Origin of the sequence: Fusicatenibacter saccharivorans (assembly GCF_027667425.1) — a bacterium.
GTDB lineage: Bacteria > Bacillota > Clostridia > Lachnospirales > Lachnospiraceae > Fusicatenibacter > Fusicatenibacter saccharivorans.
The window spans coordinates 32,593-54,096 of record NZ_JAQEGR010000005.1 but is presented as its reverse complement, the minus strand read 5'-3'; the positions used below and the strand labels follow the sequence as shown (position 1 = coordinate 54,096).

Sequence of the window (21,504 nt, the reverse complement as noted above, 5' to 3'; positions counted from 1 at the left end):
TAAAAAACCTCCTTGAAATAATATAACTAATTACGTCTAAGTATAGACAAACGTGTTTAGCTCGCATTCTCAAACCAATAGATTTTTGAATATTTCCATAGTAATTTGCACTTCCTCGCATTAACTTTTTTACAATGTTTTGTTGGGCTTTGAAAATTAATCGCTTTTTGTTCCGGGTATAGTGCTGTTACATATCCTCTGTGAGTTTCGCCATTTTTTAATGTATACTCAACCAAATCTCTATGCTTAATTCCTAAAACATTGTCGGTTTTCGCTTTGCTTTGTCTACGCATGGGTTTCACTGTCCATTCTTTCATATCATAGGTGTCAGGCTGCAAATTCGTAATACAGACAGCATCATTGGCGTGTGATTTCTCAATATTCCAGTCAATGCGTTTATTGGCTGTATCTCCGCCGTTTGTCAGATATAATACTCCCAAACTGGACAATTGTTTTCTAAGCCACTCTTTACCAATCATTACATGTTGTGCATAATTCAGGTTTTTATGATCAGAAGATTTTAATAGAGAGAAATATCTATCCATATATAATTCTTCCTGGCCTTCCGTTTTCTGATGGCAGCTTTTACATAATGTAATTAGATTATCTAACGTGTCAGAACCATTTCGTCTTCTTGGTTTAATATGATGAACTTCTAACCTGCAATTCAATTTTCCGCATTCCATACACTTGCCGCCATCTCTTAGAATAGCTGCTTTACGGATATTTTCATCCAGTCTATTAGATTTTTGATATTGCCAACGATAAGGTTTATACCCATCTGTCAATGCTCGAATATCAATAGAAACATCTTCTAACCAATAATTTGTTATATTTATCCACTTATTAAGCCAATGGATCACTCTTATTATAGCTTGTCGTTTCTGTAAGATACTTGGAGCAATTCGTTTTTTTCTTTTAGACGATTTACGATTGTCGAATCTTGCCGGCCTATATCTTTTGTGATAACGATGATAGTGTCTATAGCTTCTCCTGACTTCCATAAGATGCTTTACATCATTGCGCTGCTCAATGGTTCCTTTGAAAACAACTTTATTTTTCGTTTTACATTTCTGAACCAGAGCAATACCCACATGAAGCCCACCATCATCGATTCCACAACGAATCTCATCTTTACAGATTTCATTTTCTGGAATTTCTTTCTTCAATTGTATTACCATTGGATATTTACTAACCAATGCTGCTCGTTTCTTGCGGATAAGAAACCATGCTTTTTGTTCTTTTGCCGGTGCTAATTGTTTCCCATTCGCATCTAATACAAAAGCATAACTTGTCATTTCTGACACCTTCCTTACGGAGAATTTCTCTTCGTGCCAAAGTCAAGCAGAGGATCTGTGGTTCCCTGTTATCAATGCAGGACATTAGCATTGTTTCCTGGTTTGCACTCACAGAGCTTCAGACTGAAGATTACATCTAAAGGTGTGTCTTTACCTTACTGCTTAACATAGTTCCTATCTGCAACATGTCTTTCGACAGTAGCAGTCACTTAGGCTTGAGACCTATTGTTAAGCTATAGATAAGAGACTTCATGTGTCCACTCTTATCTATATTTGAATGCATATTTCTATGTTTTTGGTTACTTAACAATTAGTCACTATACATTTTATAATCTCTCGGAATCTTCAGCCCGCTAAAATCAAGGCTTTCAGATCCCTCTTTTTATATGAAGAAACTATCCGCCAAGAGATATTAGTATTTGCAAAAGTTCTGAAATGTTCGTACTCAGGATTTCTAAATTACTTAGCTCTGCTGTATCCTTTGAAAAAGCTTGCAGACATTCCTTTCGAGAATATGATTTCGTACCCACTTTCACGATTTCAGGTAAAAAACAGCATTTGAGATACCTGAAGAACTTTGTTACTGATTCTTCAGCATTTGCCAAATATGTCTCCGTGTTAATCCATAGATGACATTGTACGTTATCACCAGAATATCCCAAACCAATCTTGCGGCAACCATTTTGCGTTTCCGCCATCTGCAATGCCACTTTGGCATAGGATATACTGGTTAGCGCGTTTTCGCCTAATGCTGTTACTGTACATATTTCTTGCATTACTCTTTCACTGCTCATCTTGAAATACCGTTTTTTTGCTTTTTTTTCTGGCAGCCCTCTTCCGCATCTGCTCACTAAGATACCGCATCTGCTCCATATCCTCTTCCGGATCTCTTGGATGACCTGGACACATCAAGACCAAGCTCAAAAATCCGAAAAAAAGTCCACAAGCTCCAATAATTCCACCAAGTGTAAGTGCCATAACCTTCCATCTCCTTTTCAAACGTTAGAGAGCTGATTTACACTCTCTTATATAGAATTGCAAATCCACTTTCAAAAATTTCTCACGTACGAAAAAAAGCGCGGAATTCTGTTAAAATTCCACGCTTTGCGAATATTTATTTTCTTTTAAAAGGAGAACTTATTCTTCAGGATATTTTTTTCGGAAACTTTCTAAAACATGTTCAAACATAGTTTCGATTTCTTCCGCTGTCAGATCCACGATCTCCGGGAAGAAATCTTTTTCCTCCTCATCATAATCATCATAGTCGTCCTCATCGTAAGGGTCATCCAGATGATCATGCACAAAATTATAGTCCTCAACGGTATCCAAAAAATCCCGAAAACATTCTGAAAATGTAGTGCCGCCATAGTAAAAAGGACTCATCTCAGTATTCGAACCAGATTGCATACCATTCTGCTCCGCGGCGCGGGCAGCCTGTTCGGCTTCTTCTGGATCTATGATATGTCCCCAAAGTCCATATTCATTTTCCTCCAAAGTTCCAAAGTGTCCATTGCAAATCAGGCACCGGAAAATAGGTTTCTGATCAAAATTCTCCATACGTTTTTCCTCGTTTATCTTTCTTCAACAATTTAGTCTGTATCATATTCTCCCGTTACAGTTCGTTTTGTAGTGTTTCGTGGTGTTTCGTACTGTTACAGCTCAATATGTATCATATCACGATTGCCCCCAAAAGTCATTGCTGTTTTATTATTTCTTGTATTAATCAAGAAAGCCAGCAATCAAAAAAGCGACTGCTACGGCAATTGCAGCGATATTTCCGAAGGATAATACCGCCGAAAGAAATCCGACAATAACACAAGAAATACCCATCACCTTATCGAATTTAATGCTGCGTTGATATTTACGTTGCATATAACGTCCTATCTGCTCTTGCTCGCTCGGGGATCGAAATCCGGTTAATTCTGTAACATTCCTGAATCCGTGAAATTCAATGCACGCTAGTTCATCAAAAGCCTGTATTTTTAAGTGTTCAAAGTGTTTTTACAAGTTTTTCCGTTTTCACCTGCTGGGTGAATGAATTTCATGGTATACTTATTTCATCAATCACTTATGAAGGAGTGTTTTGCCATGAACAACAACCGAAGATTTACCCTGAATACGAACCAAAACATTATTGTCGAATTTACAAATGAGCACATTATCCCTGCCAGCGGACTTGCTGTTGTCGGTGCACTTCTTGGGAAAAGTGATTTTGCCAAAAAACTCAATCGCATGGATGTAACAAAAAACCGTTCCCAGCATCAGATTAAGAATGGGGACATCATCCTCACCTATATCGGGATGCTCTGTATGGGAAAACCATACTTTGAGGCAGTCCATGAGATGGATTCCATTAATTTTGAACTACACGAGGGAAAGCAGCATTGCCAGAATGGAACGATAGAATTCCTGCAGGAAACCATCCGCTTCTGTAAAAAGCTTACGGATCAGCCATTACTGGTCCACCTGGATTCCGGAAATGATTCCATTGACAATATTGCGGTTCTGATCGATGCAGGCTGCTATTTCATCATCAAACGCAATCTTCGCCGGGAAAGCAAGGATGGATGGTTTGATATGGCCAAACAATGCTGCAAAAACATCACAACGCCCAGAGCCGGAAAAACCGTATATGTCGGAAGTAACTGGAAAGATGTTTGCAGTAAGCAGTTTAAAAAAGAATTTACACTGCGCACCAGATATGAAATCACTGAGCGTACCATGGACAAATATGGCCAGATTCTTCTGATTCCTGAGGTTGAAGTCGAAACCTGGTGGACAAATCTTGGGGCAACAGACGAGGAGATCATTCAGCTGTACCATGCCCATGGGGAATGTGAACAGTTCCATAGCAAGATTAAAACAGATATGGATCTGGAGCGTCTTCCATCCGGTAAATTTACAACAAATGCATTGGTACTGGAATTAGGACTGATCGCCTACAACATTCTTCGAATGATTGGTCAGGGTACGATCGGAGGCCGGTCACCCCGTCAAAAACGGAATGTCAACCGCCGGAGACTCCACACTGTAATCAGCAATCTGATCATGATGGCAAGCCATGTCACAACACATGCACGTCAATTGATAATGGGACTCGGGAAAAGCAATGTATGGCGTCATCTTTTTGCAGATTATTGTGAAAACAGTGTCGCCGTGTAATGAGATAACTAATAAGTTCATATAAAAGTTTTATTTCGTGTACCCATTTTTACAAAAATCCTGATCAAAACGACCTCTAATAAGGGAACTGCTTAAAAAATACCGCTATTAACAACAAAAGTAATCGACAACCAGTTTCATTTTAGAAACTGGTTATAAAAAAGGATGAACTTCACGGATTCAGGAAATACCTTATAGTCCATCACAAACTCATTATTATTTCCTGTTCGGCTACCGTCAAAATCTGTTCCACACGCTGCTAATGATAAAACCAATATTAAAGAACACAAAATACCCAAATGTTTTTTCATAATGTTTTCCCTCTCAGATTTCGATTTTTCACTCTCTGCAACTTCCCAACAAGCAGGTATTTTTATAACTGTTCACGCCACTTAGCCGCCATTAGTAAAATTTTTTCAATAAATGCACTTTTACCATTGGTATAGGCACTTCTATCCTCTGGATATTTTTTTGCTAAGCGTTCTTTTAATTCTGAATATTCCTTAGCCTCCTTTTCGTGGGTATTCAAATAGTCACGCATATTTATATAATTATTCCATGCCTCTTGTCCCCAAATGACTACATGGATATAATGCGTCCGTATATTATTTTCCAAATCGCCCATGACATACAAATATTGCCCAGAAGGGTATTGCATATGATAAACAATACCATTTTTCATCAAATCGTCATTATGCTTTATAATTTTATCAAAGTTACTCACGCCCACAACTATATCCACCGTAGGTTTTGCGCAGATGTTTTTTATTGCAGTACTTCCGATATGCTGTGCGTCTATAATATCATCTTTTAATATTTTTTTTAAACTGCTAATAGTTTCCTGCGCTGCTATTTCCCATTCAATCCTATGTGGCTCAACTAAAACAGTTCTTCCTTTCAATCCAATTTGCATATATGTACCTCCATAAATCCCGACTTTCCAGTATGTCAAACTGGAATTTCATCGTTTTTTATACATGATTGTTGTCCCATTTCTAAAAGTAGGCGGATAATCTCAATAACAATATCCACATTTATAATAAAACTTATGGGCACTCTTCGAAGAAGGAATTTCTATCAATTTGCTATCCAAACACCATTCGTCGTTTTCAAGAAATTCCACTATTTTTTTGCCTATACCTTTCTTGCAAAAATCGGGATTTACAAAAATAGCGGTAAAGTAACATTGCTTTTCTTGGCTCTTATCTCTGCTTACACCTCCAAAAGCAACTATTTTTTATTTGTACCAAACTTCGTAGTAATGCCTTGTATCTATAATGTTTTCCGAATAGTATACATCATTCTAACAAAATTTACAAGTACTTTAAAACTCTAAAACTTGGTCAGTTTTTATCCGACGTATATCTGAACCATTTAATGACGATTATTGTTTCTGTTTTCCTTCGTGGATACTCACAAAGCTCCGGTCGAGATCCCGCAGAGACTGCTGTAAGGCAATGGAATCTGCTGCTTTCAAAAAAGCAAACTCCTCCTGTCTTTTCAGTTCGGTCAGCATGGCGGAAGTCTGGGTATATCCAATCTTCTTCCCTTCTTCATAGCTTTCCTTGCGCATGGCAAGTCCCCGGTTGTAGATCAGCCGGCAGCATCCCAGCGTCTGGTGGATGAAGTTTTTCTGTTCTCTGTTCGGGTAGATCCTGAATTTGATCCCTTTTTGCATTAGCCCATCTTATCCTTTTGTCTCTGCGATGTTTTCTGGTTTTCGATATACTGTTTTACTGCTTCCAGCGGGGCACCGCCAACGGTAGATACAAAATAGCTGTTTGTCCAGAGCGTCGGCATTTTCGTTTTGAGACAGGGAAATTCCTGTCTTAAAATTCTGGACGTATAGCCTTTGAACGATTTTACAGCTTTGTGGATTCCAAACTGAGGATCTACTTCCAGCAGCATATGAACATGGTCTGGCATGATCTCCATTTCCAGAATGTCTACAGAAAGATTTGCAGCATACTCTGTGAGCAGCTCCTTCAGCCGGACATCTACACCGTTCGTTAATACTTTTCGTCTATATTTAGGACACCATACTACATGGTATTTGCAGGAATAGACGACATTATTGTTTGATTTATATGTTGTGTTCATGTTTGTATTATACAATATTTTATCAATTAACACGATTGTTATTTTGTCCATCTTCAATTACTTGCGTAAATTCGATGGACGCGTCTTATATCCCCATAGCTGAAGCAAGGGGTTTTACGACGCATTGGATAAAATCTTTTCACATATAGTATTAGAAAAAAAATGTTAAATCGTATTTCACGTACAAAAAAGCAGTATCAACCCTCTAAGTAGACTCGGATGCTACAATCATAAAAAAGAAGATGCCCTTTCTGCAGTATCAGGCATCTCCTTTTGCGGTAAATATTCTATTATTTTAAAAATTGGCTATAAGAATAGCACTTCGCGGATCATTTCCTTCCGGATCTCCCAAAAATGGACATAAACATAATCTGAATGTATGATGTTAAATACCTGATGCCAGGATAACACCCTCATGAATGCTTGTTTGGCAGCGTCAGCATTTCTATATGCTTCATAGTCGCTATCCAATTCTTCCGGTGTATCTCCATGCGGAATGTATTCTCCAAGCGAAATGCTATCCCACATTAAAGAATCACTCAAAAGCAATTTTCGATCCGGAACTTCCAGTGTAAGGCAGACGGAGGCCTCTTCAGGGAAATTGTCAAAATCCAAGTTCTCAGGGATATTGTTTTCGCCGCCATAAAGATAATATCCCCAAATAGGCGCAGCGGAAGGATCTGGCGGAAACCCAATTGTTTGTATCATCTTATTGACGAGCAAAGAATAACCGCCGGGGGTATACGGAAAATCCACAACAGGGCATATCTTTTTATCCCCATAATATGGAATGCCTTCCTGCAACAATCGAAGCGTCTCTCTGGTTATCAGTGTCCATACTTTCAATTAAACCACCTCTTTCTTTTCCAAGCACAACACAATTATCTGGTCACTAATAGTATGTGAAAAAATTAAAATCTCGATTTTAGCGTACAAGAGAAAAAGACAAAAAGAAAAGAGGGAAAATCCCTCTTTCTCATTCATATGTCTATGCTTTTACACAAAAATGCTGCCCTTACACAAAAAATGCCTCGTTTCCTCTTGCTACTTCCGAGGTTCGAAAGAAAATCACAATCTGATGCGGATACGGAGCCGTTGTATCTCCATAATCAATGTTTTCTATATGAAAATCCAAATCTTTCATGCGGATTGTTTCAGTGGGTACATCATCTTTTTCTTGCTCGCATAACAATATGGTAAGAGAGTTTGGGACTCTGCTTTTCATCAAAACTTTCATATTTATCGCTCCTCTTCAAAAATTGTATCATGTTAAAAAATCCTATACAAGCCCTCATATTTCACGAATTTCTTTTCCTTATATTCCCCTATTTTTGTATAAAAATCATGAAAAAAAGTAAAATCAGCATTTCCACCAGTCCGATCGCACATAGTCGAGAAAAATTTTTGTATTTCTGACCAGAAATTCGAAAATCATAGGGATTTTGTGGGTTGATCCAGATTTCTATCGGCATTCCGATCCATAGGGGTTGACTGGGGGATTCTAACAAACAAGGGAGCAGATATCGTTCCGGCCAGAAAAATTCGATCAAAACCATTGGCATGTTCGAGGTTCGAAAACCTTCTATGGAAGCAATACGTCCTTGAAGTTTTTGCGTACAACGTCTTTTCTTATGAAGAACGCAGATTTTTAGAATACATCCCATACAAAAGAAAAATAGGCTGATTACCACTCCGCCCCCTAAAAACAAGCGAGCAGCACTTACAGACATATATCATCCTTCTTTCCTTAAAAATATTTTCCCTATATTTAGTATTACAAATTTTTTGCGTTTTAAGTTGCATTTATATGTGAATGAAAGGACAAGAAAATCTCCGACAGATCAGCGCGCACATATATGCTGGTCATGCCGGAGCAGATAAAAAGCAGAAATTAATGAGTACCTACATAGTAGGCAATCCCGATAGCCACCGCAACAAGTGACTGCATAATTCCTAATATTAAACGGCCTGTCCATGCCGCGTTTTTGACAAATGCATTTTCCGGTTTGGAATTCTGATAATAAACGATCGCAGGCTCTCCTTTTTCCCAAACTGCTTTCGTTGCATTCACTGTTTCACATGTGTAAGAAGCAAGTCCCGCCTGATAGCGGACAACAGCATGGAAAAGCGGCTGCCCTTTGGCGTTTTTGATTTCCACTACATCTTCCACAATACCATCAGCTCTCTCTTTACAGGAAAGCAATTTTCGAATTCGCGGAAGTGCAACGAATCCAAACCATCCAATTGCGTCAATCAGCATGCAAGCATAGAATAATAAACTAAATTGTTCTGAACTCATGAAGTCGTCCTCCTCTTTGATTCGTTTCGTGCAACTATGTAGATAAATTTATTATACATTACAAAAGCATAAACTGCAAATTGTTTACAAAAAAATAATCTTTGGCACGAAATTATTTGAATTTTTATTGCTTCTGCCAGGAATAATGATATAATAAATTCATCAAGAAATTTGGTTTTAAATTAAACTCATGAAGCCAATCTCCTTTTTTGATTCGTTTTGTGTAACCATAATCCAATTTTTTTGCAAACCTTATACATATCTGTCATCTTTCTCAAATAACCTAATGTGTTTGTCCGTCATTGAGCCACCACCGTATCTTCAACCTCGTCAACTAATATTGCTTGCGCCCATCTTCCATATAACAAAAATCAACTGAAGAACACTATGACGTTTAGATTTATAAACATTCTTGACAACCACACATTAAATTGCTCGAAAATAATGTGTGGTTGTCAGATGCCACGGGGTATTAGCCGAACGCAGAAGAAGGTCTAAACGCTCTATACGAGCGCTTTTTACAGGAAGATGCTATTCCAATACAAACTTCAACTGCCCGGGTTTCTAACGTATACAAAAAAGCAAAGAACGGCATAGCCGTTAAGCCATACCGTTCCTCGTTTCCATATTTCTTAAATTACCACCGTGTTACTGGCGTTTTTTTCTGCGGACGGTTTCTTCCAGAACACCGAAAGATCCTGCCGCCAGAGCCATTAAGATGCCGATCGGGGTCGTATCTCCTGTTGCTACGCTTCCGGCTTTGGTGATGGTGGTACCTTTTTCATTGTCTTTTGCAATGCTTCCAGTGCTTGCGGTCAGAGTAGCGCCGCCGCTCTGCTGTTCTTTCTTCACGGTTTCTGCCTTCTTCGCTTCTTCCGCCTTTTTGGCTTCTTCTGCTTTCTTGACTTCTTCCGCTTTCTTCTCCTCTTCTGCTTTCTTCTCTTCCTCTGCCTTTTTCTCTGCATCTACAAACTTCTGATAGTTTGCTTTTGCAATTACAAGGTCCGCAAGAGTCTCGGCATGTTTTGCAGCGGCTTCCTCATAAGCAACTTTCTTCACAGCCGTATTCTCTTTTGCTTTGGCAAGATCAGCTTTTGCTGTCTCGTAAGCGGCTTTTGCAGAATTGATCTTGGTTACGTAATCGTTCAGATAGGTGAAGCCCTCTTCTGTGATCGGGGTCTTCATGGCATCTGCCAGTGTGATATTCTTGGCAATTGCAAGAACACCGCAGGCATCGGTGTATGCCTTATCTTTCTCTTTTACGGCCTGCTTTTTCGCAGCTACATCTTTCTTAGCGGCTTCTACAGCAGATTTCGCAGCGGAAACATTTTCTTTTGCCTTTTTCAGAGCGTTCTGCGCATTCTGGTATGCATTCAGGGATGCTTTGGCAGCTTCGTATGCTTTCTGGAGCGGTGCTACAGCCGCGGATTTAGCGGCAACTTTCTGTGCGGTTGTATCTTTCTCAGCCTGCAGTTTTTCAACCGATTCTTTTGCTTTCGCAAGAGCATCCTCTTTCTGTTTCAGCTCTGCTTTGGCATCCGCAAGGGCGGTCTGTTTCTCTTTCAGAGCAGCTGCTTTCTGATCAGCAACAGCCTGTTTTGCTTCCATATCCTTTTTCAGATCGGCAATGTTTTTGTTCAGCTGTGCCAGATAATCATTCTTTTCTTTTGCGGTCTGCTGATCTGCTGCCAGTTTCTTTACAGCATTGTCATATGTAGCCTGTGCGGCATCGACTGCTGTCTGTCCGTCTGCAATGGCTTTCTGGATATCTGCCAGGGCTTTGTCTGCATCTGTCTTGGACAGGTTCTTGATTACCTGTGTTCCGGACGCGGTTACGATCTTATATCCAACAGCTTTCTTTACAGAGCTGTAAGAATGACCCGTTACTGCAGAATGGTCACCAACCGCTTCGATAGCATCCGGTCCATAGCCGAAATCTTCTCCGCATTCATTGCATACCTGATGGTATTCGTAGTTGGTTTCTACTTTGGCATTCTTATCGCCAGTCATTGCGATCACAGATTCTGTCAGCTTGTCAAGAAGCTGATCTCTTTCTGCCTTTGCAGCAGTAAGTGCGTTTTCTTTCTGGTCGGATACCTGTTTGCAGGATGCGATATTTTCTTTTGCAGCATCCACTGCAGATGCGCTCTCAGCAACTGCATTCTGAGCTGTTTCATATGCCGTTGTCTTGGAATCGAGATCCGCTTTTGCTTTATTCAGCTCCTGTACGGCATTGTTGTATGCTTCGGTAGCCTGTTTCAGAGCATCTTCGTTGACGGATTTCTCGTTCTGATACTGTTTCAGAAGTGCATCCCATTTTGCCACTTCATCCTGTGCTGCATTGTAAGCCGCCAGTTTCGCATCGTAATCAGCCTGGGCTTTATCCAGATCGGTCTGGGCTTTAGTAAGTTTGTCAATGTAGGCCTGCAGGAGAGCGCGGAACTCAGCTACTGTGTAGCAGTAACCCTCGTCTTCATCGTTTACAGAGCCAAACACCTGACTCTCACAAGAACTGTATAAATCCGGATTCGTTCTGTTATAGCAGAGTCCAAAACCTGTAACTGTGTTATTGGCGCTGACGAGAGCAAGATAATGCAGTCTTTCGCTTAAAATAGTGCTGTCTTTTTCACTGTCATACCATGCCATATAGGCGATTTCCGGATCATCCATTCCCCATGCAAGGTTTTCACCATAACCGAACTGGAAAGTATGATCTTCTGTATGTAAAGAAGCATTTGCCTGATACTGCGCCGCAGCCATTGCTCTTGCAGAAATTTTAAACTCTTCCAGATTATTTGCTCTTCTGAGTTCATTGGATTTTTCAATAAAATCCAGAGCGTACAGCATGTTTTTCAGACTGGTTGCATCATCTTCCGCACCCATGTTGGTTTTGTCTGGATAATCTCCCTGTGAAAACAGATCAGATGCTGCTGTCTCACCGATACTGTCGAAGAATCCTTTTGATCCCAGTGCTTCCTGCTTCTTCGCTTCTTCTGCAGCCGCTTTTGCCGCATCTAAAGCTGCTTTTGCTGCATCCAGCTCATTTTTGGCTTTTTCTGCATTAGACTCAGCATTTGCTTTGCTGTTCTGTGCATCTGACATGTTGCTTTCGGATTTGGACACTGCATCTTTCTTCGCATCCATTTCAGCTTTGGCGGTATTCTGTGCATTTTCTTTCTGGTCTGCATTGGACTGTGCCGCATCCATCTCAGCTTTGGCAGTTTCAGCGGCAGATACTTTTTTCTGGTAATCTGCGGTAAGCTCGTCCAGCTTGCTGTTCGCTGCGATCAGCGCATCAAAGGCATCAGAATATTCTTTCTGCGCGGCATCAACCTTTTTCTGCTGTTCTGCAAGTGCGGCGGCATCTGCGTTCACTTTTGCTTCTGCCAGACCCTTTTTCGCATCTTCCAGCGCATTTTTCTTGGCATCCAGATCTTTTTTCGCATTGTCTGTAACGGTCTGCTGTGCCTTTACAGCGGCATCTGCTTCTTCCGCATCCTTTTTCGCCTGTGCATATTTGGAATCTTTATCTGCAGCATTGGAAGCGGTATCATACAAGTCTTTTGCGGTTTCTGCATCTTTCTTTGCAGCATCCGCGTCTTTTTCTGCATCTTTTACATCGGATTCTGCCTGATCAACTTTATCCTGTGCATCCGCCTTGTCCTGCTCTGCAGAAGATTCATTTTTCTTTGCTTCATCCAGCTCTTCCTGCTTTTTGGCATCCTCTGCTTTGGCATCTTCCAGATCTTTATTTGCTTTATCCAGATCATTCTTTTTCTGATCCACACTTTCCTGTGTTTCATCGGTCGTGGTCTGGTCTGCTTTCTGCTGTGCATCCTGCTCTGCCTTTTCCTGCTCTTCTAAAGCGGCCTGTGCATCCTTTTCTGCCTGCTCTGCTTTTTTCTGGTCCTCAGCGGCTTTATCTGCATCTGCTTTAGCCTGGTCAGCAGCATCCTGTGCATCTTTCTGCGCCTGATCGAAAGCATCCTGTGCATCTTTTTCAGCCTGGTCGATATCTTTCTGCGTCTGATCGGCCTCTGCCTGCTTTTTATCTTCGTCCTCTTTAGCGGCATCATAATCTGCTTTGGCCTGATCGGAATCCTGTTTTGCTTCGTTTTCCTTTTCCTGCGCCCGATCCAGCTGATCCTTGGCTTCTTCTTTGGTTTCCGGGTCTGCCGGAGCTTCGGTTTCTTCTGGAGCCTGTACGGTGTTTTCAGTATTTTCATCTAATGTTTCAGCATGAACAGTGGATGTTCCTCCAACTGCCACACCACCTGCAACAACACCCATAGCCAGAGTTGCAACTACTTTTTCTTTTTTCATTGTCCTATTTCCTCCTGTACTTAGCAATCTTGATAATCAACGATCCTATTCCATTTAGATTCGTTTTTGTCTACATTCATAGTATGACAAAAAAAATTCAAATGAATTTTCACGTACGAAAAAAAATAGAAATTAATCATTATTACAAAACCACTGTTTTCCACAATGATTGTATTAAGTGTACCACTTTGACCTTGCAAAAACAATCACTTGATTGTATTTTAGTCAAAGAATTGGCAGAATTTCTATCATGTCGTGGTAAAAGTCCTGCCAATAATCCACTTACTTATTTGTTCTTTTTATATGCACTCCATGCTTCATCCGCAGATTTGAAGTATCCAACCTGCAGACTTTCTTCGCGGACGATGATATCAAAATCTTTCATCTCATCTTCTGGTGCATTCTTCGAAACAGTTACGGTAGTAAACAGTGGGGTTGTTTTAGATCCTTTTGGGAGAATCTTCTTATAATAATAGTAGCCATCATTTTTAAGTTCCCAGTCGGTCGTATTCCAGTTTACAGTGCAATACTGCTGCATATCACTGTCTGAAAACAAAATCTGCATACGAACATATGTATCGCTGCCATTATTTTTGACGCGAACCTCTTTTTTTACTACGCTTCCGGGCTTAAAACTCGGGTCTGGAAAAACCTCTTCGATGTTGGTATCATTTACAGCCACTTTGAGCTTATTATTTGTCTGCTCGGAGTCGGTGAAGTACGCAAGCACTCCACCAATTCCAGCGACAGCACAAAGAAGCATCAAACAAGTAATGAGGAAAAACCGTTTCTTACCTTTTACTTTCTTCATCTTTGTGTCCTCCAAAATTATTTCGCTTTAACAGGTACGGTAAACGAGGCTGTTAATTTAACGCCATCTTTGTTGTAAGTGACAGTTACCGTGCAATTGCCGCTACTATTCGGGAACGTCTGAATACTTGTCGTGTAGGTGCTTGCATCTACAATAACACTGGAATCCTTGGTTCCGTCATTGGTAGTCAATGTGGCTTCAATTTGATTTTTATCTACCGAAGATCCGCCAGATACAGGACTGCTACCAACCCATTTAGCAGTAAAGGTATACTTCACGCTATTGTCTTTGGTAGACTGCAGCTTGTTGTCTACAACATCCGTATGCGTATAGTATTGCCAATCGTATTTGAAGTTTGTAAATGTTGCATTGTAAGTATTATTTGCTGGTGTCATGTTGAAAGTTACATGTTCTCCAGAAACTGTACCACCTTGAGATGTAAGGGTAGACAACTTATATCGTCCTGTTTCTTCCTCGGTTGCAACATAATCGCCCATCGGAATATCCTTAAATACCTCTGACAGAGATACATATCCGTCTGATCCGGTATTTTTCTTAACGGTGGCGGCATCAAATCGTACCTGTCGATAATAGGTGTGTGATTTTCCTGCATAATCAGTACCCGTCAGTTTAAGGATAAAGATTGGATCACCGTTTTTGAAGTTGATGTCAGATGCTTTGATACGTTTTGTAAGTGTGATCTGCTTAGTTTTAGGTAAGTTCTGAAGAGTGCCTTTATCTACGGTTGCTCCATTTTCATTAATGGTCACTTCAAAAGACTCCAAAATATAACCTTTATTCGCTGTGCAGGACTGCTCCTCGACAAGATAGGTATCATATAAGAATCCTTTACCACTTCCAAAATTCACATCTTTTTCATAGATATAACCATCACTGGCAGTATTCACAATATGTGACTCGCCGGTTGTTTTACTCGTGATTTTAAATGGAATATTGGCCATGGCCTTGTTTTTCTCATCTGTTTTATTGAAACGAATGTAACCTCTATACATTTTTTCTTTGGATACTGGTTTGTTTTTTAATACAGCCTTATCATTTTCGATCACAGAATTCATAACATATACATTAGAATCCAGCTGATATCCTTTTGGTGCTTTTGTCTCTTGGAATGTTGTGGTTCCAACTGGAAATACAACTTTTCCGTTCTCCTTATAGAAGTCTGGACCGCTTACCAGATGATCTGCATCCAGTTTGATCTGTCCCTTTGCATCTGTTTTTAATACCCATGTGTATTTTGCTTTTCTGCCAGAAGCTGCCGGATCGGTTGTGGAGACTACATCATAATATTTCATGGTGTATTCCGCACCCTGTAAGGAGCCTGCTCCCTGTGGTTTAGCAAGTCCTGTTTCTGCATCCACTTTTTCAAGAATAACTTCTGGAGCAGGAACCTGTCCCGGTTTATCCTTACCTGTCACGTTGGCAGTCGAAACACTGGATGTCAGAGAGGCTGTCAGTGTATCGGTGGAAAGATAATATCCAGCCGGAGCTTTTAACTCTTTCAGAGTATATGTTCCTAATGGCAGGTTCGATAAAGATCCTTTTCCTTCCGCATCTGTAACGATGGTTCCCACCTTTGTGCCGGCGGCATTGTAAACGCCGTATTCAGCACCTTTTAAATAGTAGGATTCGTAGTCCGAATGCAGATCGGTGGTGGATTTCTTAACAAGATTGATTGTTCCGGTTTTCGGTGGTTCTTTTACGGTAACGGAAAGGTCTTTTTTGTCTACCGTAAACTGCTGATCTTCTGCAAGCGAATATCCCTGAGAAGCAATGGTTTCATGTAACCAATAGGTTCCATTTTTCAGCTTAACAGAGAAAGAACCGTTCTCGTCGGTATAAGCATCGGCTACTTTTGTTGTCTTATCGGAAGCATAAATCTCAAATTTGGCGTTTTTCAGTGCATAGTTTCCGTTATTTGCTGTAATCGTTGTATTGCCGGATACCTTATTCACAGTCACAGTAAAGGTATTCTGTGTATTGGTGGCATCCAGAACAATTGTTTTAACGCCAGCCTGGTCAACGGTAAACTCCTGTGAAAAAGTTCCGGTGTAGCCGTCAGGGTTCTGTGTTTCGACAACTTTGAATTTGTTGCCATCTGCTTCATCGCCCTGAATGTTGTTAAGTAAGTAGCACTTATCTGCTTCTACCCAGTTCATATTGGCGTAGGTCTGCCATTTACTGTTCTTCCATTTGTAAACGGTAAATTTCGCACCTTTTAAGACTGCACCTGAGTCAGAGTCAGTTTTATTGATACGAAGCACACCTACTTTCGACATTGAGCCAACATATTCGGATGTATAACCAAATTCTGAAGTATACCAAGTATTCGGTGATGCTGACGTTGTGTTGGACGAGCCTTCCCATCCATTAAATTTGGAACCTTCTCCATTATAAAATGAATCTGGATATTTTTGGATTCCTTCCTCTTTTAATCCTCCTCCAGGACCTGTAACCTTACTAATCGTGCCTCCATTATAGAAGATAACGGTCTGGCTGTCTCCTTCAAAGGTATATGTTACCCAGCCATTTGAATTATCAGGAGTTGTTCCTCCATCACTTTCACCACCTCTTCTAGCAGACCAGATAGCGTCTGTTCGCGGATCATACACCAGACGATCGTCTGCTTCCTGTGTCAAATAAATATTTTCTACTTTTTCCTGAATATGGAAGCCCTGCGCAAAGTCAAGGTCGGACATGGTAAAATGACCCATTAAGGAGATAGGATCTCCATTCTGTTTGTAATATGCAAACTTGACTTTAATCCATTTTAAACCCTTGATGTCGATTAACGGAGTATATCCTTTGGATAAATCTTTGGAGTTATTCGGGCCAAGAGAAACAATAACGGCATCGATGTCATCTCCGATAGCTGGTTTGTGTGGTGCTTTGTATTCATCCGGAACCTTTGTGTTTTGCCAATCTAGGAACCAGATTTTCATGTTGACAGGGGAGCCGTCATAATATCCCACATTGGTATATTCTGCATACAGATGACCTTGCGCTCCATCATGCGGAATAAAAGAACGTGTATTACTCCAGTTGGTCGTATCAGCCTGTGGCGCCCACCAATTGGAAATAGCTTTAGAATAATATTGGGCGTTTTTACAAAATTCATTATCCCATGTATAATTGCTATCGGTTGTACCAAAAGTGATTTTTGTTTTGCTACCGATAATTGGGGTAAAATAATAATTTCCGTCAATTGGTGTATCCTTAGTAACAATACTTCCTTTTTTCATGGTCGCAACAGACTTAAGATCCCCCATACCCGCGGAAACCTTCCCGGATGTGCTTGCGAAAAGACTGATTCTATTGCTTAATTCAATAAGATCACTGGCGCTTAAATGTTCTTTTAAGAACTCATTTTCACCCCAGTCGGCGGTAACATCAGAAAGTCTGTTATTATACTTAACATTTTCTTCTGACGAAGAGGTTGTAGTGTCTACAGAAGTTTTGGTATCGTCTTCTTTAGCAGTGTTTTTGTCATCTTCCGGAGTTGTAACCACTACAGGAGCCGGAGTCGTTACGGTTGCCGGAGTATCTTCTTCCTGCTTTTCGGCAAATTCAGCAGAAAGCGTAAGCGACTGATCTGCAACAACATTCTGCGTGAGATCGGATTCTTTGCTTTCTACTTCCGTTTCTGTGCCATCAGCATATGATGTACGGATTTTCTGGATCTGATATCCATCATCAGCAGTTACCTCATAAGTGACTTCTGTTCCCTTATTTACAGTAATTGTCTGATTGGTTTTATCTTCACCGTTGATCAGAAATTTTCCATGACCATCGGTCTGAAAAGCAAGATCTACGGTATCATCCGATGCGGTGTTCTCTGCATCCGTATCGAGATTCAGCTCTGTTGTTCCCGTTCCATCTTCTGAATCCGCAAAGGCGGAGAAAGTGCTGACCCCGACAGATGTCATAGCCATAGTAAGAATCAGAAGAAACGAAAGAGCTTTTTTGATTTTTTCGTTAATTTTCTTCATTGCCTTTTCTCCTTTTCGTTGATGCTGAAAGCATAATGATTCCGGCTGCGCCGATAGAAATGCTTAATCCGGCAAATGCGGATGGAAGAGAAGAATCTCCCGTTGCAACTGTCTTATTTGGAGTTTCCGGTAATTCAGCGGTGAAAATCCATTTGGTCTTGGTCTTATTCATCGCATACTGATTATCCAGCTCTGCAGGAACTGTAAGCGTGTAAGTAAGATCTTTGGAGCTGCCCTGTGCAAAATCACCCAATAACACTTTATTGGTAATCTCGCCAGCCATGCTGCCATCGTATAATGTCTGACCATCGCAGGCGATCTTCAGATGCAGCTTCTGGAGCAGATTATCATCCGCAATCGTGTCCGTTCGGAAGTAAATTTTAACCGACTGGGCATATTTGTTGGAAATCGTGACTTTTCCAGATACCACATCCCCCGGCATAAGGGTTCCCCAGTTGGAGAAGAAATCATCTCCCACCTTAACCAACCCAGCTGCTCCACCTTCGTATGCAACGGAAAACGGGTTATTGCTGGTAACCGGAACTGTATATGCATCCGTTACACTCTGTTCGATAACGGTGCCAAACCACGGATCATCAGATTTGAAATTCGGAGTAAAATTCTTTTCCTGAACTGCATCCGCAGTAAAATTGATTTTCTGATCTTTTTCTGAAAGAGCTTCTGTCCATTCCGCAGGAATGCTGACGGATTTCAGAAATTCTGCAGCTTCGCCATGTTTTACAGGCTTGGTGTAGTAATAATAATCACCACATTTAACCCAGTCATCACCCAGATTCAGCAGCGAATCATCCAGCATATTTCCATCAATGGTCGAATCATCAAATGTGACCTTCATTCGCACCCATGCATCATTGGCCAGATTGAAGATATCAACTAACTCATCGACTACCTGTCCCGGGACAACCACCTGCGCATCATCGAAATCAGTTTTTTCTCCCTTTTCGTCTAAGCCATGTTTTTCCAGACTGATATTGATATTGCCAATGTCTACATTGTTTTCCACAGACACTTCGGACTGTGCGGCGAATACAGGATATGCACTGGCAAACGTTCCTGCTGAAAGCAGAATGCCAAGTAATGTAGCTGAAATTTGCATTCTTTTTTTACTCATATCCACTCTCCTCTTTCTCTTTCCCAAAAAAGGCAGACGGTTCAAGGTCTGCCTTTTGAGAGGAATTAAAAAATTATTTCAAAATTGCAGGCGGCGCGCCGCTGATTAGCGATTGTTGCCATGAACATCTTTGCTGTTGTTGGTGTTCGCGTCTTTTTCGTTGCCGCTGTAGTCATGTCCGGTAGTCGTACCGTGAGCTGCATCGTAGCTTGTTCCCTGTTTGATGAAGATGTCGTAGATGGTCTTCAGATTTGCTGTGGTCAGCTCATCGGTCAGATCTTTTCCGGTCTTGTCCAGGATCTCCTCGGACTGGATTGCAAAGCCTTCAACCTTGATGTCGTTTGCGGAATCCGGAAGAATTTCGTCCTCGATGACGTTTTTCATCTGGATCTTATCGAACAGAGAAGATGTCTTCTGTCCTTTCAGCAGTTTGGTTTTATAACCAAAGACATAAGTACGAACACCGTCTTTCGAAGCTGTTGCGCCGGTATCCTGAACCTCTTCGTCAACCAGTTCCTGCCAGTTCGCATCGAAGTTGTTTCTTTCCTGATTCTGAGCATCAGCAACATCTTTGAAGTAGAAGATCTCCTGGCTCTTACGGCCGTCTTTGCTTACAGTGCCGTCATCAGCAACCTGGGTAACATATTTGGTCGGAACGGTAACTTTGAGGAATACTACTGCGCTGTTCGATCCGGTGTTTTCGATCAGCGGGTTCTTTGCCAGTTCCTGATTTGGAACAACATCCTCGGCTTTATCCGGGATATTGTTGTTGTTTTTATCGGTTGTATCCCAACCCGGCTCCTGCACATCGATTTTTACTTTGCCGATGGTGAAAGTGTTGGTAGTCTGCTCAGAATCGGTCAGGTAAGCCATTGTGCCTCCTACACCAAGTGCTGCTACAAGTCCACATGCAGCCATTGTTGTTAATGCTTTTTTCTTATTCATTTCTCTTTTTCGCATATCCTTTATTACAGCAGATAAGGATACGCTCTCCTCTCTAAATTTTTTTATTTCAATCCTCATTTTGAGGCTCTGCTGTCTTTTTCTTATCTCCTGAAGAACAGGTACTCTCCAGAATAAGGCTCATTATGTTCAGAATGATAATCCATGCAATTATCACAGGCATCCCTTTTTTGCCCAAAGCTGAAATTAGAAATCCAACTTTTGGAATGCTGAAAAGATACTTTCCAACAATTTGATCCTGTGTAACTGTATGAGCATCTGGATTATCGTTTGCATCGCCCTGAAAGGTATATTCAGACTGATCTTTTTTGATGATACGGTGTGTAACCAGCTCATCATTAGCCAGCCGATACGTTACTACATCTCCTACCTTAACTGCAGTATCTTTCGTATTCACAAAAGCAATTGCGCCTGTATGTATTTGTGGCTCCATAGATCCCGATAGAACAACATAAGGATTTATCCCAAACAATTTCGGGACGACAAAGACAGAAGCCACAAGAGCAATTACAACAGTTAAGATCAAGACGATCCTTCCAAAGGCTTTCGAAAAACTCTTCATTACAAAATCTCCTTTGCTTTTCATATACTTAAAACTTTAGGTTCCGTGTCAAAACCTCTTTTGCTGGTCATCCAGACTTGTGCTGGTCTTGGCTCTTTTAATCCGTCCTGATAACCCGCGGCATATGTTTTATTCAGAAGTTTTTCAAAATCTGCCTTTTTAATCACTATTTTATTATTCGGATCTTCTGTATCTGGCTTAAAGTCATAAAACACAATTGGTTCCATAAGGCGACTTTGAGTTCAGCACGTAAAAGAATGCTACGGCTTTTCTTCTTCCATATATAGTATTGTAAATCCAACTGAAAAAAAGCTTCGTTTTTTTCAGTTGGGCTTTAACCGCGCAAATACCTCGGTCAATTTAGGATCAAACTTTGTTCCAGCGTTATTTTTGAGGTATTGAAGCGCCTTTTCAGGGCTGCAGGGCTCTCTATAGCATCTGAATGATGTCAAAGCATCATATACATCACAGATCCGAAGAATTCTGGCTCCATAGGGGATATCATTTCCCTGCAATCCAAAATATCCGCCGCCATCGTAATCTTCATGGTGGTATAGGACCATTTGGGCGGTTTCCGGTGAAGTATGGCACTGAATCATACGGTATCCAATTTCAGCATGCAACTTCATGATGAAGTATTCCCCCGGAGTTAATTTTCCGGGCTTATTTAGGACCTGCTCTGGAATTTGAGTTTTTCCAATATCATGATAAATTGCTGCCAACTGGACATCCATAGTCGCCTTTTCGTCCATGCCTAACAATATGGTCATATCTGTAACTAAATAGGCCACACGGAGACAATGTTCGCAAAGTCCTGAATTCATGATTTTTCCCTCCTGCTTATAGT

At 40.9% G+C, this 21,504-nt stretch carries 23 protein-coding genes; 1 reads left to right on the top strand and 22 read right to left on the bottom strand.

Going from position 1 to position 21,504, the window contains the following annotated elements:
* Positions 1 to 56: 56 nt before the first annotated feature.
* From iscB to PGS38_RS05795, 5 genes are all read right to left on the bottom strand, one after another.
* A complete protein-coding gene (gene iscB / locus PGS38_RS05815; RefSeq protein ID WP_119208494.1) occupies positions 57 to 1,298 on the bottom strand; it encodes an RNA-guided endonuclease IscB in 1,242 nt (413 codons plus the stop codon).
* A 395-nt stretch (positions 1,299 to 1,693) separates the two neighbouring features.
* Positions 1,694 to 2,092, bottom strand: a complete 399-nt coding sequence (locus PGS38_RS05810) for a hypothetical protein (protein ID WP_147399554.1) — start codon at positions 2,090 to 2,092, stop codon at positions 1,694 to 1,696.
* On the bottom strand, positions 2,082 to 2,276 hold the full coding sequence (locus PGS38_RS05805; protein WP_119208490.1) for a hypothetical protein: 195 nt from the start codon (positions 2,274 to 2,276) through the stop codon (positions 2,082 to 2,084). Before PGS38_RS05805 ends, PGS38_RS05810 begins: the two co-directional genes overlap by 11 nt.
* A 159-nt stretch (positions 2,277 to 2,435) precedes the next feature.
* Complete coding sequence (locus PGS38_RS05800; protein WP_118640166.1) at positions 2,436 to 2,855, bottom strand: hypothetical protein; 420 nt, start codon at positions 2,853 to 2,855, stop codon at positions 2,436 to 2,438.
* 162 nt (positions 2,856 to 3,017) lie between these two features.
* Positions 3,018 to 3,170: a hypothetical protein gene (locus tag PGS38_RS05795; RefSeq protein WP_158581766.1), complete on the bottom strand. Its 153-nt coding sequence runs from the start codon at positions 3,168 to 3,170 to the stop codon at positions 3,018 to 3,020.
* Between the two features lie 216 nt (positions 3,171 to 3,386).
* Between PGS38_RS05795 and PGS38_RS05790 the strand changes: the two genes are divergently transcribed.
* Positions 3,387 to 4,460, top strand: a complete 1,074-nt coding sequence (locus tag PGS38_RS05790; protein WP_173816278.1) for an IS1380 family transposase — start codon at positions 3,387 to 3,389, stop codon at positions 4,458 to 4,460.
* 137 nt (positions 4,461 to 4,597) lie between these two features.
* Here the strand turns inward: PGS38_RS05790 and PGS38_RS05785 are convergent, their stop codons facing one another.
* The 17 genes from PGS38_RS05785 to PGS38_RS05705 all read right to left on the bottom strand — a co-directional run bounded on the left by PGS38_RS05785 (position 4,598) and on the right by PGS38_RS05705 (position 21,481).
* On the bottom strand, positions 4,598 to 4,771 hold the full coding sequence (locus PGS38_RS05785) for a hypothetical protein (protein WP_270476031.1): 174 nt from the start codon (positions 4,769 to 4,771) through the stop codon (positions 4,598 to 4,600).
* A gap of 62 nt (positions 4,772 to 4,833) precedes the next feature.
* Positions 4,834 to 5,373, bottom strand: a complete 540-nt coding sequence (locus PGS38_RS05780; protein WP_118640164.1) for a GrpB family protein — start codon at positions 5,371 to 5,373, stop codon at positions 4,834 to 4,836.
* Positions 5,374 to 5,475: 102 nt separating this feature from the next.
* A complete protein-coding gene (locus PGS38_RS17760) occupies positions 5,476 to 5,694 on the bottom strand; it encodes a GNAT family N-acetyltransferase (protein WP_270476084.1) in 219 nt (72 codons plus the stop codon).
* 150 nt (positions 5,695 to 5,844) lie between these two features.
* Complete coding sequence (locus PGS38_RS05770) at positions 5,845 to 6,138, bottom strand: helix-turn-helix domain-containing protein (RefSeq protein WP_270476030.1); 294 nt, start codon at positions 6,136 to 6,138, stop codon at positions 5,845 to 5,847.
* Positions 6,138 to 6,560 carry an IS200/IS605 family transposase gene (gene tnpA, locus PGS38_RS05765; RefSeq protein WP_173827612.1) on the bottom strand — a complete coding sequence of 141 codons (423 nt, stop codon included), beginning with the start codon at positions 6,558 to 6,560 and terminating at the stop codon, positions 6,138 to 6,140. Before tnpA ends, PGS38_RS05770 begins: the two co-directional genes overlap by 1 nt.
* 306 nt (positions 6,561 to 6,866) lie before the next feature.
* Positions 6,867 to 7,406 (bottom strand): DUF3841 domain-containing protein, encoded by a 540-nt coding sequence (locus tag PGS38_RS05760; RefSeq protein ID WP_117802201.1) that lies wholly within the window; start codon positions 7,404 to 7,406, stop codon positions 6,867 to 6,869.
* Between the two features lie 169 nt (positions 7,407 to 7,575).
* Positions 7,576 to 7,797, bottom strand: a complete 222-nt coding sequence (locus PGS38_RS05755) for a hypothetical protein (RefSeq protein ID WP_117802202.1) — start codon at positions 7,795 to 7,797, stop codon at positions 7,576 to 7,578.
* Positions 7,798 to 7,885: 88 nt separating this feature from the next.
* Positions 7,886 to 8,290: a hypothetical protein gene (locus PGS38_RS05750; protein ID WP_117802203.1), complete on the bottom strand. Its 405-nt coding sequence runs from the start codon at positions 8,288 to 8,290 to the stop codon at positions 7,886 to 7,888.
* Between the two features lie 161 nt (positions 8,291 to 8,451).
* Complete coding sequence (locus tag PGS38_RS05745) at positions 8,452 to 8,859, bottom strand: DUF3592 domain-containing protein (RefSeq protein ID WP_117802204.1); 408 nt, start codon at positions 8,857 to 8,859, stop codon at positions 8,452 to 8,454.
* Between the two features lie 648 nt (positions 8,860 to 9,507).
* Positions 9,508 to 13,182, bottom strand: coding sequence for a CAP domain-containing protein (locus PGS38_RS05740; RefSeq protein ID WP_270476029.1), 3,675 nt, complete (start codon positions 13,180 to 13,182; stop codon positions 9,508 to 9,510).
* A 286-nt stretch (positions 13,183 to 13,468) separates the two neighbouring features.
* Positions 13,469 to 13,993 carry a BsaA family SipW-dependent biofilm matrix protein gene (locus tag PGS38_RS05735; protein ID WP_118640157.1) on the bottom strand — a complete coding sequence of 175 codons (525 nt, stop codon included), beginning with the start codon at positions 13,991 to 13,993 and terminating at the stop codon, positions 13,469 to 13,471.
* Between the two features lie 17 nt (positions 13,994 to 14,010).
* Positions 14,011 to 18,000 carry an MSCRAMM family protein gene (locus tag PGS38_RS05730; protein ID WP_270476028.1) on the bottom strand — a complete coding sequence of 1,330 codons (3,990 nt, stop codon included), beginning with the start codon at positions 17,998 to 18,000 and terminating at the stop codon, positions 14,011 to 14,013.
* A complete protein-coding gene (locus tag PGS38_RS05725) occupies positions 17,987 to 19,132 on the bottom strand; it encodes a hypothetical protein (RefSeq protein ID WP_270476027.1) in 1,146 nt (381 codons plus the stop codon). Before PGS38_RS05725 ends, PGS38_RS05730 begins: the two co-directional genes overlap by 14 nt.
* A gap of 105 nt (positions 19,133 to 19,237) precedes the next feature.
* Positions 19,238 to 20,077: a SipW-dependent-type signal peptide-containing protein gene (locus PGS38_RS05720; protein WP_158568360.1), complete on the bottom strand. Its 840-nt coding sequence runs from the start codon at positions 20,075 to 20,077 to the stop codon at positions 19,238 to 19,240.
* Positions 20,078 to 20,144: 67 nt separating this feature from the next.
* A complete protein-coding gene (locus PGS38_RS05715; RefSeq protein ID WP_158568361.1) occupies positions 20,145 to 20,657 on the bottom strand; it encodes a signal peptidase I in 513 nt (170 codons plus the stop codon).
* Between the two features lie 20 nt (positions 20,658 to 20,677).
* On the bottom strand, positions 20,678 to 20,884 hold the full coding sequence (locus tag PGS38_RS05710; RefSeq protein ID WP_117802211.1) for a hypothetical protein: 207 nt from the start codon (positions 20,882 to 20,884) through the stop codon (positions 20,678 to 20,680).
* Positions 20,885 to 20,980: 96 nt separating this feature from the next.
* Complete coding sequence (locus PGS38_RS05705) at positions 20,981 to 21,481, bottom strand: HD-GYP domain-containing protein (RefSeq protein ID WP_119208467.1); 501 nt, start codon at positions 21,479 to 21,481, stop codon at positions 20,981 to 20,983.
* Positions 21,482 to 21,504: the final 23 nt, after the last annotated feature.